The organism is Marinobacter sp. S0848L (assembly GCF_023016065.1).
Classification (GTDB): Bacteria; Pseudomonadota; Gammaproteobacteria; order Pseudomonadales; family Oleiphilaceae; genus Marinobacter.
Map to the genome: position 1 here is coordinate 42,902 of NZ_JALKAQ010000004.1, position 16,064 is coordinate 58,965.

The window sequence follows — 16,064 nt, forward strand, 5'->3', positions numbered from 1 at the left end:
ACTGCTTCGCTGGGGCCGGAAAGCGCATTACATTGCCTTTCCGGCCTGCACTACCTCCCTACCGATAACTCGCAACACACCTTGCTTACAGACCGCCTCAAACGGCGTGGTGCCGGCTTCGTCACCATCAACGGTGACTGGCTTGGGTTGTTGCGTGAGCACCTGACACACCGGGCTTTTGACCTGCACCACGGTACTGGTTCTTCTAGGCGTTTCCCCATTGAGCCGCACCATCAAGAACGCAAACAGCAATTGCAGTAAGGGCCTCGGCTTCACGGCCACAATATTCAATTGCCCATCATTGGCTGAGGCTTCCGGGATTTCGTGGCCGCCCCCAAAAAAGGCACCCGAGGCAATGGCAATCGACAACCAGCGGCCTTTCATAGCCGATTTATCCGTTTGTATTTCCGCGTGAAATCCTCGTTGCTCGCCGATCTGGCGAAACAGCGTCGCCACGTAACTGAATTTCCCCAACCATTTTTTAGTCGGCGAATCCGCTTCTCGGGCAGGCAACGTACCCAGACCAATGTGCGCCACATTCAGAAACATCCGTTCACCGGCCATTGCCACATCAATCTGCTGCACCGGCCGCTCTGCAACAAGCTTGGCGACTTGTTCCGGCTGTTCCGGAATGTTCAGGTTGCGGGCAAAATCATTGGCAGTTCCAGATGGCAAAACGGCCAACACGGCATCGGTTTCCAGGCAAATTTTCGCAACGCTATTAACCGTGCCATCGCCCCCGGCCGCCATCAGACAATCGCCTTCGGCTACCCTCTCGCGCCAGTGCTGCTGCTCATCCAGGTGGCAGACTTCGACATCGGTAATCCCTTGAGCCCGCAAATGTTCAAGCCAGAAATCTGCGTTCCGGGTCCCGTCTCCGGACTCTGGACTATCTACTAGCCAATGGGGCATTACGTCTCCTCTGTTAAGAATTCCGCACCTTTATTTGATAGCATGAATCTCCCACTAATTCCTGCAGGAAGTATTACCGTATGGCAACGCGTGTCACGCTTCATTATTGCACCGGCTGCAACTGGCTGTTGCGCTCGTCCTGGATGGCTCAGGAACTGCTCACCACTTTTAACGGAATGATTGACGAGCTGACCCTTAAACCGGGCAATGGCGGGATATTCGAGGTTTGGGTGAACAACACGCGAATCTGGTCGCGCAAGGAACAAGGCGGTTTTCCGGAGATCAAGCAACTGAAGCAGCTGGTTCGCGACCAGATCGCCCCGGAGCATTCTCTGGGGCATAGCGAAGGTCACTCCCGGCAGCACGGTTCTGAGGCTTGAACGCGGCACGCAGCTGCCGCCTCAGTGCTCCATTCCTGAATGATGCGAGTGGTCCATAACCTTAGCGTCTAGCGGCTGAACAACCAGCTTGACGGTAATATTCTCGGCATCCTCGAAATCCAGCTGGACCGGAATCGTTTCACCTTCCATCAGGGGCTTTGTTAGCTGTTCCAGCATCAGGTGGTAACTGCGGGGTTTTAACTCCACCGTGCTGCCGGCCGGAATTTCCAAACCGTTGGCAAGGGGCTGCATACGCATCATACCGTCATGCATGGAGGTTTCGTGGATAGAGACATGGCCTGCTCTGGGGCTTTCAGCCGCAACCAATCGCACTTCGTCGGCTCCGTGGTTGGTGATCGTCATGTAGCCCACACCCATAGGCGTGCCCGGAGGTGTAGGGCGGCTCCAGGCATTATGAACTTCGATGGCACCGGTTGTTTGGTGGCCGTCATGATGCTGATGATCTGCTGCCGAAGCCTGGGGTGACAGAATTGAACAGGACAGCAAAAAAGCGGTTGTCAGAGTCTTCCGTTGGATCATGATGTCTCGCGCAGTCGAAGGTAACTTTATTGGAGCCCCTAGTGTTGTTGTCTCCAGCGCATTTGGCAAGACATGCACACTGACCGACGGCGCTCTGCTCGCCGGATTCTCAGTTAGGTTTGCTCAGCGCATCAACCAACGCACCCAAGAACCGCGAGGCTTCCCCGCCCGTCGCTGCGCGGTGATCAAAGGTCAGCGACAAGGGCAGAATGCGACGAATGGTCGCAGCCCCTTCATAGGGAACGACCTTTTCCCGCATGCGGCCTGCGCCAACAATCGCCACTTGGGGCGGGCTGACAATGGGATTGGCGTATTGCCCGGTCATGGTCCCGAAATTAGATAAAGTAATCGTCGCGCCCTGCATTTCCTTAGGGGGAATCTTTCGGGAGGCAACCGACTCTCTTAGATTCTCCAAGCCTTGTCTCAAGTCTTTTAAGCTGCGATGCGTAATATCTCTCAACACCGGCACAAACAATCCGTCCGGGGTGTCTACTGCAATCCCCACATGCACCTCATTGAGCAGTTGTCGGCTCAGATTGTCTCCGTCAAACCAACAATTGAGCTCCGGAACCGCTGCACATGCTTTGCCGATAGCTTGCACCAGCCGCATGGTGGTGTCTGTGCCTTTCTTCCACTCGCCTACATCCACATCCTCAAAAATCGACACAGGCACAACCTGGGCATGGGACAGCGCCATGTTCTTGGCCATGGTTCGGCGCGTGCCTCGCAATGCTTCCGCATCACCCAGCTGTTTCTGGTGGCTGGCTTGCTTGTAGACATCATCATTGGTGATCAAACCACCGGGGCCACTGCCTTTTATGTTTTCCAGGCTCACCCCAAGCTGCTGGGCCAGTGCCCGAACGCCCGGGGTGGCACGATTTGACCGGGCCCGTTTGCTGGACGCAGCGGCACCAACAATGAAGCTATCTTGCTGGGCGTCTCTCCCTTCACTCTTACCGGATGATTCCAGTTTACCCACAACGGTTCCGGAATCCTCATCTTCACCTTCATAGGCCAGCAAGGGTTCGCCGGTATGGATGATATCGCCGGCATCGCCGTAGAGTTTGGCAATTACACCAGCTTGCGGCGAAGGTACTTCTACGATCGCTTTGGCAGTTTCCACACTGACCAACACCTGATCCACTTTCACGGTGTCGCCCACGTTTACATGCCACTCAACAATTTCGGCTTCCGGCAGGCCTTCACCCAGATCTGGGAGTCTGAAATTTTTCATAATTGTCGCTCCTACAGCCCAATAACCTGCTCAACGGCGTGTACGATGTCTTCGATTTTTGGCAGGTAGTTCTGCTCATTCCGGTAGTAAGGCATTACCGTGTCGTACCCGGTGACTCTGATCACGGGTGCCTGCAAATCCAAAAATGCGGATTCCGCAATAGATGCGGCAATCTCGGCCCCAACACCGCCGTTCCTACACGCTTCATGAACGATCACCGCCCTGCCGGTTTTAGCCACGGAATAAAGCAAAGTTTCCCGGTCAAGCGGGCTGATGGTCGCCACGTCGATCACCTCACACCCCACACCTTGTTCAGCCAACTTATCCGCCGCTTGCAGCGTTTCCATGACACAAGGGCCCCAGGTAATCAGCGTGACATCGTCACCTTCTCGCAAGGTAAAACAGGTATCCAGAGGCAGCGCTTCGCCGTTGTTTTCGACGCGCTGGGTCACAGCCCGGTATATCCGTTTAGGCTCAAGGAAGATAACCGGGTCCGGGTCCCGAATGGCCGCTAACAACAGACCATAGGCACGTTGGGGAGAACTGGGGATCACCACTCTTAAACCCGGTATATGGGCAAATAGTGCTTCGGTACTTTCAGAGTGGTGCTCAGGTGCGTGAATACCTCCGCCAAACGGAGCGCGGAACACCAACGGGCAATGCAACCGGCCGCGTGTCCGGTTGCGCATCCGGCTGGCGTGGCAAACGATTTGCTCCATTGCCGGATAGATAAACCCCATAAACTGAAATTCCGCCACCGGCTTTAAGCCCTGTGTGGCCATGCCAATCGCGGTGCCGGCAATCAGGTTTTCCGCCAACGGCGTGTCCATCACCCGCTTAAACCCGAAGGCGTCTTTCAGGCCGAGAGTTGCCCGGAACACCCCGCCATTCGTGGCAATATCTTCGCCTAATACCACCACGTTTTCGTCTTGCGCCATTTCCCAGTGCAGGGCCATGTTGACCGCTTCAACCAAAGTCACATCACGAACGTCTGACTTACTCATGCCGGACCTCCACGATACTTGTTGGCGATCTGTTCCCGCTGCCCTTCAAGCGCAGCGGGGAGGGTTTCGAAAAGGTAATCGAGCATCGCGGTGGGTGGCTCGGCCTCGGTCGCCAGGTAGGCTTCTACGGCTTCATCGATGGTTTTCTTCGCATCCGCCTGCAGGGCTTTTTCCTGTTCGGGGCTCCAAAGTTCGTTGTTGAACAACCAATTCTGAAGCCGTTTTACACCATCCTTTTCCCACGCCTCCTTGAGCTCTTCGGCACTGCGGTAGCGGGTGGCATCATCGGCGGTGGTGTGGTCACCCAGCCGATACGTGACCGCCTCAATAACCGTCGCCCCTTTGCCTTCGTGGGCGCGCTTGATGGCATTATCCAAGGCTTCGGCGCAGGCAAAGTAATCGTTGCCATCCACAATGTGGCCGGGTAAACCGGCGCCAATGGCTTTCTGTGCGATGGTTTCAGCCCCGCTTTGTAGACTGCGAGGGGTGGAAATGGCCCACTGGTTATTAATAACAACGAAGACCACCGGCAAATGCCAGGCACCGGCAAGGTTAAGGCTTTCCATGAAGTCGCCTTTCGAGGTGCCGCCATCGCCAATGCAGCAAACGACAGCCCGATCCTCGCCCCGAATCCGGAACGCCGATGCTACGCCTACTGCATGCCCACACTGGGTGGCGATGGGAACAGCAATGGGCAGGTCTTCAGGGCAGTTTTTCCACGCGCTTCCACGCTCGTCCCCACCCCAATAAAGCAGCAACTCTTTCAGAGACACACCACGAAGAATATGGGCGGCCTGATCACGGTAATAGGGAACGAAAACATCGGTCTTGGCCATGCTCTGGCCAATGGCCGTACCGATGACTTCGTGGCCCAGCACAGAAGGGTAAGTCCCACATTTCCCGGTACGTTGAAGCGCGATCGCTTTGGAATCCAGGGTGCGTGCAAGCACCATATTTCGGTAGGCAGCCAGAACCCTGTCGGTGTTCTCGGCCTGGATCGGCAACTCTCCGAATGGTGTGCCATCCTCATCCAGATAGCATGTGCTATCCACATGAAACTCATGCCGTTCTTTCATCCCATCCTCCTGCCTCCGGCTGTGCGATATCAGCCCGACTGAACCTATGCCCGCTTATGGCGGACACTTCCAGCGTTGGAGTACTCGTCTTGTTATTAGCGTGGGTTGCACGCTGCGGGATCAAACAGAGTGCCAGCCGGCACTCTGTTTAATATTTAGACGATGGGATGCAATTGTTCAACCGCGGAGTGTCAGGCTTTCTTGACGAACTCGGATTTCAACTTCATGGGTCCGATGCCGTCAATTTTACAATCGATATCGTGGTCGCCCTCCACCAGGCGAATGTTTTTCACTTTAGTGCCTACTTTCACAACGGAGCTGGAACCTTTCACTTTCAGGTCTTTAATCACGGTTACCGTATCACCGTCCTGAAGTTCGTTTCCGTTAGCATCCCGAATTACCTTTTCGACTTCCGCCTCCGCCTGCTCGGCTTCGGTCCATTCATGGGCGCACTCTGGGCAGACTAGCTGAACACCGTCTTCATAGGTGAACTGGGAGTTACACTGGGGACACGGTGGCAATTGAGACATTATCATTTCCTGTTAATTGGATGAGACTCACATTATAACATCACGCCAAAAGTTGTTCTCACTGGGGCGGCCGGAACAGGTAAACTGCCAAGTAATCCCATGAACGAAAGGAAACCAACATGCCGATATGGGTCGATGCCGACGCTTGCCCCGTGCCCGTCAGAGAAATCATCTGCCGCGCGGCTACCCGCTGGAAGGTGCAAACCACCTTCATTGCAAACCACGCCATTACCCTACCACCCAGCCCGTTTATCAGCCGTCGGCAGGTGCCTCAGGGCTTTGACGTTGCCGATAACGAGATTATGGATCAGATGAATACGGGTGATCTGGTGATCACTCAAGACATTCCACTAGCGGCAGAAGCCATCGAAAAAGGCGCAACAGTGTTTAACCCACGGGGCCAAGCTTTTACCAAAGAGAATATTCGCCAGCGTTTGGCGATGCGGAACTTTATGGAAGAAATGCGCGATGCGGGACAGGTGACCGGCGGCCCGGCACCGTTTGGTCAGGCAGATCGCAAGGAGTTTGCCAATCAACTGGATCGTTGGTTGCAGAGGAACTCTCGCAACTGAAAATCATTCTCTTTTAAATGGGTGCGGAATTCGTTACGCTTCCCGGCGCTGCAAATCAGACACCGAGAAGGAAGCAAATCATGACCACACGCGCCCGCCATTCCAGCAGCTTCTCAGCCCTCGGCCGTCTGCTAAGATACGCGCGTGGCTACCGTCGAAACATTCTTTCCGCCACCGCTTGCTCCATCATCAACAAACTTTTTGATATCGCACCGGAAATTCTCATCGGTGTTGCCATCGATGTGGTGGTGAACCAGGAGGAAAGCTTTGTTGCCGGATTAGGCTTCGACACCGCACAAGAGCAGATCACAATTCTGGCGGTGCTCACCTTCTTTATTTGGGCTGGCGAATCGCTGTTTGAATATCTTTACCAAATTCTCTGGCGCAACCTGTCCCAACGCCTGCAGTCTGACCTCAGGCAGGATGCCTATGAGCACGCACAACGCCTGGATATGAGTTTTTTTGAAGCCAACAGCTCCGGGCAGCTGGTCGCCACCATGAATGACGACGTAAACCAACTGGAACGTTTTCTGGATGGCGGTGCCAATGCGATGATCCAGGTAGGGGTCACCGTTGTGGCAGTTGGCGCGGTGTTCCTCGTATTATCACCATTGATCGCCCTGCTGGCATTCACCCCAATCCCTCTGATTATATGGGGAGCGTTTTATTTTCAGCGCAAGGCCGGCCCTCTCTACTCCGACGTGCGGGAAAAGGTGGGCGATCTGTCCAGCCGGCTGGCCAATAACCTGGGTGGCATCGCCACCATCAAGAGTTTCACCGCAGAGCAACGGGAAGCAAAGCGTCTTAAAGACGCCAGTGAAGCCTACGTGCAAGCCAACCGACGCGCCATTCGGGTCAGTTCTGCGTTCATTCCAGTGATTCGTATGGCAATACTGGCGGGTTTCCTGGCCACCTTTACAGTGGGCGGTATGATGGCACTGGAAGGCAGTCTAAATGTGGGCGCTTACGGGGTACTGGTGTTTCTTACTCAACGCCTGTTGTGGCCAATGACCGGCCTTGCAGAAGTGATCGACCTATTTGAACGGGCCATGGCCAGTACCCGGCGCATTCTCGACCTGCTCGCTGAGCCAATGAGCGTTCAGGATGAAGCTGATACTCCCTTGCAACAACCGGTGCGCGGGGAAGTCGCCTTCGATCAGGTGAGCTTCCGTTATACTAGCAATGGCGCGGGGGTTCACGGCATAACCCTGAACATACCAGCGGGCCACACACTGGCGCTGGTCGGTGCGACCGGTTCCGGAAAATCAACGCTGATTAAACTACTGCTACGCTTTTACGATACGTCTGACGGTAACATCCGTATCGATGGCCAACCCATTCGCACGATCAGCTTGAAATCTCTGCGTGAGGCCATCGGACTGGTCAGTCAGGATGTCTACTTATTTGAAGGAAGCATTCGGGACAATTTGGCCTATGGCAAGCCCAGCGCCACCGACGACGAGATTATCGAAGCTGCGCGTACGGCGGAAGCATGGTCCTTTATCGAGAACCTGCCTGACGGTTTGGCGACACAAGTTGGAGAGCGTGGTATTCGCCTTTCTGGTGGCCAGCGTCAGCGGCTTTCACTCGCCAGAGCGCTATTAAAAAACCCACCGATTTTGGTGCTGGACGAAGCAACCAGTGCGGTCGACAACGAAACCGAAGCCGCCATCCAGCGTTCATTAAAACGCATCGGCCATAACCGCACCGTTATTATGATCGCTCACCGGCTTTCTACAATTGTGGATGCCGACACCATTGCCGTGGTCGAGAACGGGCAGATCACTGAACAAGGAAACCACAACAGTCTGATCGCTGATGGCGGTTCCTATGCGGCTCAGTGGCGCGTTCAAACCGGGCAAATTTGAGCACCTCACACTAAAACTCATTGATAGCAATTATCATTTAGATTACCCTCCCATGCACACGAACAGGGGGATCTGAATGCCGGCATTTTTTGATGTGCGAAATCTTGGCGTCCGCATCGGCGCCACCGCCATTCTCCAGGAAATCAACCTGGCCTTTGATGAAGGCCAGGTTACCGCTTTGCTTGGCCACAACGGCTCGGGCAAATCGACATTGCTGAAAACATTGGCCAGACAACTCCCGGCCAATGCCGGTGAGGTCATGCTGGAGGGAAAGACTGCCAAGAGCCTCGGCGCCCGAGCTTTTGCGCGAATCGTGGGTTACCTTCCCCAGCATCCGCCGGGCACCGATGGCCTTACAGTAAGGGAGCTGATTGCCCTGGGCCGCTACCCTTGGCGAGGCCCTCTGGGCCGTTTAAGTGAGGAAGACCACACGCTGGTTGATCAGGCCATTGCCGACACGGACCTTAAACCCTTCGAACACCGTTCTGTGGATACTCTTTCAGGCGGCGAACGTCAGCGCGCCTGGATCGCTATGCTGCTGGCCCAGCAAACCCGCTGTTTGCTGCTGGACGAGCCCATTTCGGCGCTGGACGTAAAGCATCAGGTGGAAACCTTACGATTGGTACAACGGTTGGCCAAACAGCGAGCTTTGACGGTCATTGTTGTGCTGCATGATGTTGATCTTGCAGCTCGATTCTGTGACCGTCTGGTTGCTCTGAAAGCAGGCGCAGTCGTAGCAGATGGAACCCCGGCCGATGTTATGAACAGCCAAATTCTTGAAACCATCTACAGTGTGCAAATGGGTGTCATGGAGCGAGCCCCTGGACAATGGGTTTCCTATGTCCATTAATCCAAAAACGCTGCTACTCGGGGCACTTTTTCTCGCACTACCCGCCTTCGGGATGAGCCAGACCTGGAATCATGAGGGAGGCACGCTGAAGCTCGATGCTCCCCCAAAGCGCATTGTGGCACTAAACTGGGCAGCCACAGAGACCCTTCTTTTACTAGGGATCACCCCCGTCGGCGTGGCCGATAAGACGGGTTACAGTACTTGGGTGAGCAAACCGGAACTGCCCGACGACGTCGCCAACGTGGGCACGCGTGTTGCGCCTAGCCTGGAAGCGATTGCCGAACTGAAGCCGGATTTGATTGTCACCAGTACAGAAATCGCACCCGCCCACGAGCTGCTGGAGCAAATTGCTCCAACCTACGTCATCAGCGTATACAAACCCGACTCCCGCCCCTTCGAAAAAGCGCGGGAAATGCTTCTGGTCCTCAGCGATATTCTTGACCGGGAAGGCCGTGCTAAAACCGTTCTGGCCAACATCAACCAAACATTGGAACAACAGCGCGACCGGTTGGACCGTGCAAACGTAACGGACATTCCGATTGCACTCGTTAGCTTTCAGGACAATCGTCATGTGCGAATCTACACCAAAGACAGCCTGTATCAGGCAGCATTGGATAGCCTTGGGCTGACTAATGCATGGCCGAATCACGGCAACTACTGGGGCTTCGCGTCCATTGGTCTCGAGTCCGTGGCACGAATTCCAAACAGCCGCTTGGTCGTCATTGAACCGCTTGTACCGGGGCTTGCCGATAGTCTGGAAGAGAGCCCATTCTGGACCTATCTTCCGCCAGTAAGAAACCAACAGATTTATCAGATCCCCAGCGCTTGGTCTTTTGGTGGCGTGCATCAGGTCAAAAGCCTGGCCGTAACGCTCACCGACGCTCTGCTAAAAGGGGGCAGCACCAATGTCCGGTGAAGCAACCCTGACAACACCGGGTCGTCCGAAAATGCCCACCCGGCTTCCGGCAACCGTTGTCCTGCTATGCTTATTGGCTTTTCTGGCCAGCGCACTGCCGTGGCTTCAGCAACTCTCCCCCCTACAACTTGTCTCGGCTTTTTGGACCTACGACGGCGATCAATACGCCTCGGTCTTGGCGCATTTTTCCTGGGCACCCAGAATATCCATGGCATTGCTGATCGGCTGCGCACTCGGCCTTTCAGGGGCGGTTACCCAACAGGTACTGGGCAATCCCCTTGCCTCGCCTACCACTTTGGGGGTGGAATCCGGCGGCCAGTTTGGAATCACGATGGCGACATTGTTTGCCCCCGGCCTACTGGCTTTGAGCCCAGACATAGCCGCGGTGGCCGGCGGCCTTCTTGCTATAGGCCTTGTTATTCTTCTTACCTGGCGACTGGGTTTCTCGCCGGTGAGCGTCATTCTGGCCGGACTGGTTGTGACGTTCTTTCTGGGCGCCATCAACATGGCCTTGCTTTTACTCAAAGGTGAATGGCTGGGCAACCTATTTATTTGGGGGGCCGGCTCGCTTGCACAGAATAACTGGTCTCCCTTCTTCGACCTTTTACCCAAGGTACTGATCATTGCCACACTGATGCTGACCTTAATACGCCCGCTGCAACTGCTGCAGCTGGGCCAAACGTCAGCAAACGCACTAGGTGCGAAAGTATCACTGCTACGCGCAACAGCCCTGTTTCTGGTAGTGGCCATGACATCGGTCGTGGTCAGCAGGGTAGGTGTCGTCGCATTTGTGGGGCTGGCTGCCCCCGTGCTGGCGCGCTTGCTAGGCGCCCGAACGCTAACAGAACGGCTATTCTGGAGCACTCTGGCTGGAGCTGGCATTCTCCTGGCGGCCGACACCCTCGCGTATTGGACAACGTCTCTCAGTGGCGATTCACTCGTGCCCACTGGCACCACCACAGCCCTTATAGGCGGACCAATTATCCTTCTGGCGTTACAAGGATTCCGCAACGCCCACCATATGCCGGACCATGACGCCAGCCCCACCGGTTTATTACCCCCTCGTCGTAATCCGTTCCAGGTAGCAGGGCTGCTAACCGCTTTATTGGTCATAACAATTGTTCTCTCAATGAGCTGGTCACCGGGATTGGAAAGCTGGAACTGGACCCCTTTTGCGCAATGGACAGATGCTTGGGTATGGCGGGGCCCCCGATTAATGGCAGCAATTCTGGCCGGCATGGCGCTAGGAATGGCTGGCACATTAATCCAGAGAATGACAGGGAACCCCATGGGTAGCCCCGAACTGCTTGGTATCAGCGGTGGCGCCGCCTTAGTCATGGTGACACTCGCCCTGACGGGACTGGATTTGGGGCGCGCTGGTCAACTTGCAGCTGCGACCCTCGGTGCATGTGGAGCTCTTGGACTGTTATTGCTACTAGCTCGGAAACACCGTTTCTCGGGTAATCAACTGCTATTGGGAGGCCTGGCACTGTACGTGTTTATGGATGCTGGGCTGCGCCTCGTTATGGCCACCGGCGGTACCGTTGCCTCACAATTATTGAACTGGATGTACGGCTCCACTTGGTTGATTTCCGAAATGGAGGCATTCGGTCTGTTAGCTTTGGTAGTCGGCCTTGGTGGCCTGACTCTGCTCACTCTTCGCCCCCTGACCCTCTTACCTCTGGGGGAAACCTCCGCTTCCGCTCTTGGCCTTCAGGTACCCCGTGCACGACTTTTACTGTTGCTGCTCGCGGCCGCATTGACGGCTGCCGCAACGGTCGTCATCGGCCCCTTAAGTTTCGTGGGGCTCATTGCCCCTCACCTGGCCCGCGTCCTAGGCCAACAAACCGTGGGGAAGCAGCTGATCGCCGCTGCGCTGGCTGGTGGTTTATTGCTCGCAATCGCGGACTACTTAGCTCGGATTCTGGTTTACCCGAACCAACTACCCGCGGGGCTACTGGCTGCTCTGGTTGGCGGCTTATATTTTCTTTGGGGGCTGGGTCGTCATGGTAAAAACTGAAGCAGGTCACCAATGGCTGGCAGACTACCACCATCTCGCCGCAAGCGAAGGCATCAAGCCGAGCGCATTGCTTAAAAGCGACACGCTATCGGATATCCACCCTCAGTCAACGCTGTTTTCGCTGGCACAGCTATTAGAAAGCCCCGGCCTTATATGGCAAACAATCCAGAACAATTATCCGGACGCCGACCACCCGCGAATCCGAAAAGCCCGGGTTTCAGTGCTGCAACAGGACCTTGCCCTACAGATTATCTGGCCCTTGGTTATCCGACTGTTCCGAGACGGTCATACCATTGCCCTGAATCCAGACCAGGTTTTCCTATGTTGGAAAGACAATGATCTAACTTGGTTTCACCTTGCCAACAGTTCTGAGCCGCTAGAGACGCACGCATTTATTCACGGGTTAAGCAAACAGCTGCAGAACTGGTATCCGATTTTTCGCCACGAGCTAGGAGTCAGCCCCGGCGCATACTGGAGCAGCTTCGGGTTGGCGCTTGGCGCGCCCTATTCAATGATATGGAATCAGGTGAACCCAGAAGCTCTGTGTAAGCAAGCCAATCACTGGCTAGCGCAGTTTAACTGCGAAGCCAACAACCATATTGACTGGATCCCCGCGGAATTCAGCCAACACATGTGCGCCATTCCTCAACGTCGGGGCTGTTGCCTGAAATATCTACTGCCAGAAGAAGGATATTGCGGAACCTGCGGCGTTCATCGCAAGGAGCGAATGGCGCAAATTGAGACCCAGCAATCGATCCCTCAGGCTCGGAAAAATGTACGATCATGCTGAACACCGCACTTACCGCATTGGCGATTTTCGGGCAATTGGCGCGAAGTTCGACATCGACTATCACTTTCCCAACATCTCGCAAACCGAGGCCGGGTCGGATCAAACCATCATCGCGGAAGGTGAAATCTCCGAGCACGCTCTGAGCTCCGGCTTCCGGTTCACCTTTTCCCAACTAAGTATCCGCCAGCCCTACAAATCGGTATCACTGGGTCACGCACCTTTGTTGATGCTGCTGGTCCTTGAAGGCCATGTTCATTTAAAAATCGGAGCCTTGGAGAAAAAATTGGGGTCGGGCAGCGCTGTGACTATGCAGCTGCATCCTGAGTATCCATTACAAGCCACGCAGATGTCCCAGCAGCGCCTTAACACTGTGACACTTGCATTTGATCCGAAAGGAGCAAATGTGGGGCGAGCCGCCCCGCCGACACTGCTACGGCTGCTCACCCTTATCCATGAACCTCTTCATGTTTGGTCTCTGCCGGATTTTCTCATAACGCAACTGACAAACAACTATCCGCCAGATCTGCCAGACCTACAGCAGTCTTTACTACTGGAAGGCTTGGCCCTCCAATTGACAGGCTTAGGGCTACCGAAAAGCAACACCCGAACCCACGCAACGGACGTCGTTTCCAACCCTCAGCGCGAGCGCCTCGAATTGGTACGTCAAAAACTGGAATTCGCCCCGCATCAAAACTACTCGTTTTCAGAACTGGCACGGATAGCGGCGATGAGTCCCAGCAGTCTGAGAAGCAAATTTCGCGCTACGTACGGGCTATCCCCTTTCGACTATCTTCGCCGTCACCGACTGGAACTGGCCCGACAATACCTCAGCCAAGGCTTCAGCGTTCAACAAACCGCACACAAAGTGGGCTACCGCCACGCCACCAACTTTGCCACCGCATTTCGCCATGAATTCGGGGTTTCACCGAAAGATAGCCAGTGACTCCGAAAATTGTGCTTAGCCATAGGTTTTTTGTCGTTTGTCATACCAAAGAACCAACTCGAACGATAATAATTATCATTACCAAAAATACTCGTTAGAGGTACATCATGCTTGCCCGCTCACGATTGTCGTTATCTATTGCAGTATGCCTTTCAAGCCTCGCTGGGGCGACACCAGCATTCGCTCAGGCTTTAGAAGAACAGCCTGTCCAGCAACTTGAGGCGCTGTCCGTTACTGCAACCCGAGGTGCAACCAAGACTGAGACACCGGTCATGGAAACGCCGCAAACCGTCAATGTCATTAGTCGTGAGGAGTGGCAAAAAAGGGGCGCCAAATCGGTCCAGCGAGCGGCGAGCTACACACCAGGAGCCAGTACCAGCCAAGTCGGCTCATCAAATCGCTACGATTACTTGGTGCTGCGAGGTTTCTCCAGTGGCAGCATCAACAACACATACTTAGATGGCCTTAAGGTTATGAACGATGGTGGTTCGTTCAGTTCTTTCGCCATTGATCCGTGGCTGTTGGAACGAATAGAGATTGTTAAGGGACCTACTTCAGTACTCTACGGGCAGAGCTCGCCTGGGGGTATTGTTGCCCTCACAAGCAAAAAACCTGAGTTCGAATTCGGCGGGGAAATACGTGCAACGCTCGGCAGCAATGCGCAGCGTGCTTTGGCCTTTGATGTTACCGGCCCGATGGATGACGACCGTCGAGTGGCGTATCGCCTAGCAGGAAAAATATCGGCCGCCGATGCCCAACAGGACCATGTCGAAGAAGAGCGACGGGTTATTGCCCCATCACTGACTTGGGATATAACCGACTATACCTCTCTGACACTGCTCGCCTATCTGCAACGAGACCCTGAAGGAGGCTACCACAACGCGCTCCCCTATGAGGGCACCGTCGAATCCCGTAACGGTCAGAAAATCAGCAACACCTTCTTTGACGGCGAGCCGGGATATGAGAAATTCTCACGTGATATGACGATGGTCGGATATGATCTGGAACATGAGCTCAGCCCTAGTTGGACTGTTCGGCAGAGACTTCGCTTTTTGGAGTCTGATATATCTCTTGACCAGGTCTACGCTGCGGGTTGGGCCAGTGACACGGAACTAGCCCGTTACTACTCCGGCGCCGAGGAAGATCTTGAAGCGATAACGATCGACAATCAAGTGGAAGGGTCCTTTTTTACTGCCAACGCCGAACACCGTGTGCTGGTGGGCGTGGATTACCAGCAAAGAGAAAATGATGTGGAATGGCTTTCTGCAGCGTTCCCTGCAATCGACGCGTTTAACCCTGTGTATGGTGCTGAGCCCACGGCAACGTATCCTGCCGTACGAAATCGTCGTGAAGTGAAGCAGGCAGGACTATACCTGCAAGATCAAATTAATCTGGATGGCTGGCACCTTAGCCTGGGCGGCCGATATGACCGGCTGGACATTGAGAATACTGACCTTGATAACGGTGGAACAAGCGAGCTTGACGAAACCCATTTTACCGGCCGCGCAGGATTGCTGTATCAATTTGAATCGGGTTTAGCACCTTACCTTTCGTATTCGACTTCGTTCTCTCCGAACGCCGTTGTTGGAGAAGATGGAAACCTGCTTGACCCAAGCACGGGCAAGCAAATCGAAACCGGCCTGAAATACCAGCCGGTCGGAACGAACGACCTGTACACCCTGTCCCTGTTCAAGATCAACCAGGACGATCTGGCAACCAAACTTCCGAATGAGAGTTTCAGCCGTGCCATCGGTGAGCTTCAGTCCCAAGGCGTGGAATTGGAGGCAAAAGCACAGCTGACAGAAAACCTGGATATTCAAGCCGGGTATGCGTACACAGAGGTGACTTTCGAAAAATCGGAGCCTTATCGGGAAGGTAACCAAGCCAGCCAGTCGCCGAAACATCATCTAACTCTTTGGACTGGCTATCGCTTCAACCAAGGAATACTGCGTGGTGCCCGTGCGGGACTGGGGATTCGACATCTCCGAGATATTCAGGCCGATGATGCCAATACGAAAGAGATTCCAAATTACACCTTGGTAGACATGGCGTTGTCATATAATTTTGCGCGCTTAGGGGCTCCCGGTGTTACCGCCCAACTCAACGTGAACAATCTACTGGACAAAGAGTATGTAGCTTCTTGCTACAATAGCCTGAATTACTGCTACTACGGCGCGGAGCGTGATGTAACAGCTTCGGTCTCGTACAAGTTTTAAGTTAGTTACCACTCTAAAAACTCGGGCCTTCAACATGAGGGCCCGAGCAGTTTGTATATTAGGATAGAGGGTCAATCAGTAAATGGCCGCTCACACGTTCAATGCCCAGATCACCACGAGTGCCAGGGCGAAAGTGACCGCAAAACCTGCCAGTTTGATTCCTTCCAACGCTTCATGATTCATCGAGATTCTCCCAAGCTGTACAATCAATCA

15 protein-coding genes are annotated in these 16,064 nt (G+C 54.5%); 9 read left to right on the forward strand and 6 right to left on the reverse strand.

Going from position 1 to position 16,064, the window contains the following annotated elements:
* Positions 1-27: 27 nt before the first annotated feature.
* On the reverse strand, positions 28-912 hold the full coding sequence (locus MWU64_RS06680; protein WP_247062770.1) for a YegS/Rv2252/BmrU family lipid kinase: 885 nt from the start codon (positions 910-912) through the stop codon (positions 28-30).
* Positions 913-992: 80 nt separating this feature from the next.
* On the opposite strand from MWU64_RS06680, the gene MWU64_RS06685 reads away from it, so the two are divergent.
* Positions 993-1,292, forward strand: a complete 300-nt coding sequence (locus MWU64_RS06685) for a SelT/SelW/SelH family protein (protein ID WP_247062772.1) — start codon at positions 993-995, stop codon at positions 1,290-1,292.
* 21 nt (positions 1,293-1,313) lie between these two features.
* Here MWU64_RS06685 and MWU64_RS06690 read toward each other — a convergent pair whose 3' ends face one another.
* From MWU64_RS06690 to MWU64_RS06710, 5 genes are all read right to left on the reverse strand, one after another.
* Entirely contained in the window at positions 1,314-1,832 is a 519-nt protein-coding gene (locus MWU64_RS06690; RefSeq protein ID WP_247062779.1) for a copper chaperone PCu(A)C, read from the reverse strand.
* Positions 1,833-1,941: 109 nt separating this feature from the next.
* Complete coding sequence (locus MWU64_RS06695; RefSeq protein ID WP_247062781.1) at positions 1,942-3,066, reverse strand: dihydrolipoamide acetyltransferase family protein; 1,125 nt, start codon at positions 3,064-3,066, stop codon at positions 1,942-1,944.
* An 11-nt stretch (positions 3,067-3,077) separates the two neighbouring features.
* The gene (locus MWU64_RS06700; RefSeq protein WP_247062782.1) at positions 3,078-4,070 is read right to left on the reverse strand and encodes an alpha-ketoacid dehydrogenase subunit beta; all 993 of its coding nucleotides are present in this window, start codon (positions 4,068-4,070) and stop codon (positions 3,078-3,080) included.
* Complete coding sequence (gene pdhA / locus MWU64_RS06705) at positions 4,067-5,146, reverse strand: pyruvate dehydrogenase (acetyl-transferring) E1 component subunit alpha (protein WP_247062783.1); 1,080 nt, start codon at positions 5,144-5,146, stop codon at positions 4,067-4,069. Before pdhA ends, MWU64_RS06700 begins: the two co-directional genes overlap by 4 nt.
* Before the next feature lie 191 nt (positions 5,147-5,337).
* Positions 5,338-5,676 (reverse strand): zinc ribbon domain-containing protein YjdM, encoded by a 339-nt coding sequence (locus MWU64_RS06710; protein ID WP_247062784.1) that lies wholly within the window; start codon positions 5,674-5,676, stop codon positions 5,338-5,340.
* Between the two features lie 119 nt (positions 5,677-5,795).
* Here MWU64_RS06710 and MWU64_RS06715 point away from each other — a divergent pair, with 119 nt between their 5' ends.
* From MWU64_RS06715 to MWU64_RS06750, 8 genes are all read left to right on the forward strand, one after another.
* Positions 5,796-6,248: a YaiI/YqxD family protein gene (locus tag MWU64_RS06715; protein ID WP_247062785.1), complete on the forward strand. Its 453-nt coding sequence runs from the start codon at positions 5,796-5,798 to the stop codon at positions 6,246-6,248.
* An 80-nt stretch (positions 6,249-6,328) separates the two neighbouring features.
* Positions 6,329-8,116, forward strand: coding sequence for an ABC transporter ATP-binding protein (locus MWU64_RS06720; RefSeq protein ID WP_247062786.1), 1,788 nt, complete (start codon positions 6,329-6,331; stop codon positions 8,114-8,116).
* A 76-nt stretch (positions 8,117-8,192) separates the two neighbouring features.
* Complete coding sequence (locus tag MWU64_RS06725; RefSeq protein WP_247062791.1) at positions 8,193-8,966, forward strand: ATP-binding cassette domain-containing protein; 774 nt, start codon at positions 8,193-8,195, stop codon at positions 8,964-8,966.
* Positions 8,956-9,882: an iron-siderophore ABC transporter substrate-binding protein gene (locus MWU64_RS06730; protein WP_247062792.1), complete on the forward strand. Its 927-nt coding sequence runs from the start codon at positions 8,956-8,958 to the stop codon at positions 9,880-9,882. Before MWU64_RS06725 ends, MWU64_RS06730 begins: the two co-directional genes overlap by 11 nt.
* Entirely contained in the window at positions 9,872-11,902 is a 2,031-nt protein-coding gene (gene fhuB / locus MWU64_RS06735; protein WP_247062793.1) for a Fe(3+)-hydroxamate ABC transporter permease FhuB, read from the forward strand. The genes MWU64_RS06730 and fhuB overlap by 11 nt, the downstream gene beginning before the upstream one ends.
* Positions 11,889-12,692 (forward strand): (2Fe-2S)-binding protein, encoded by an 804-nt coding sequence (locus tag MWU64_RS06740; protein ID WP_247062794.1) that lies wholly within the window; start codon positions 11,889-11,891, stop codon positions 12,690-12,692. The genes fhuB and MWU64_RS06740 overlap by 14 nt, the downstream gene beginning before the upstream one ends.
* Entirely contained in the window at positions 12,676-13,635 is a 960-nt protein-coding gene (locus tag MWU64_RS06745) for a helix-turn-helix transcriptional regulator (protein WP_247062796.1), read from the forward strand. The genes MWU64_RS06740 and MWU64_RS06745 overlap by 17 nt, the downstream gene beginning before the upstream one ends.
* Positions 13,636-13,742: 107 nt before the next feature.
* Entirely contained in the window at positions 13,743-15,851 is a 2,109-nt protein-coding gene (locus MWU64_RS06750; RefSeq protein ID WP_247062798.1) for a TonB-dependent siderophore receptor, read from the forward strand.
* Positions 15,852-16,064 lie beyond the last annotated feature (213 nt).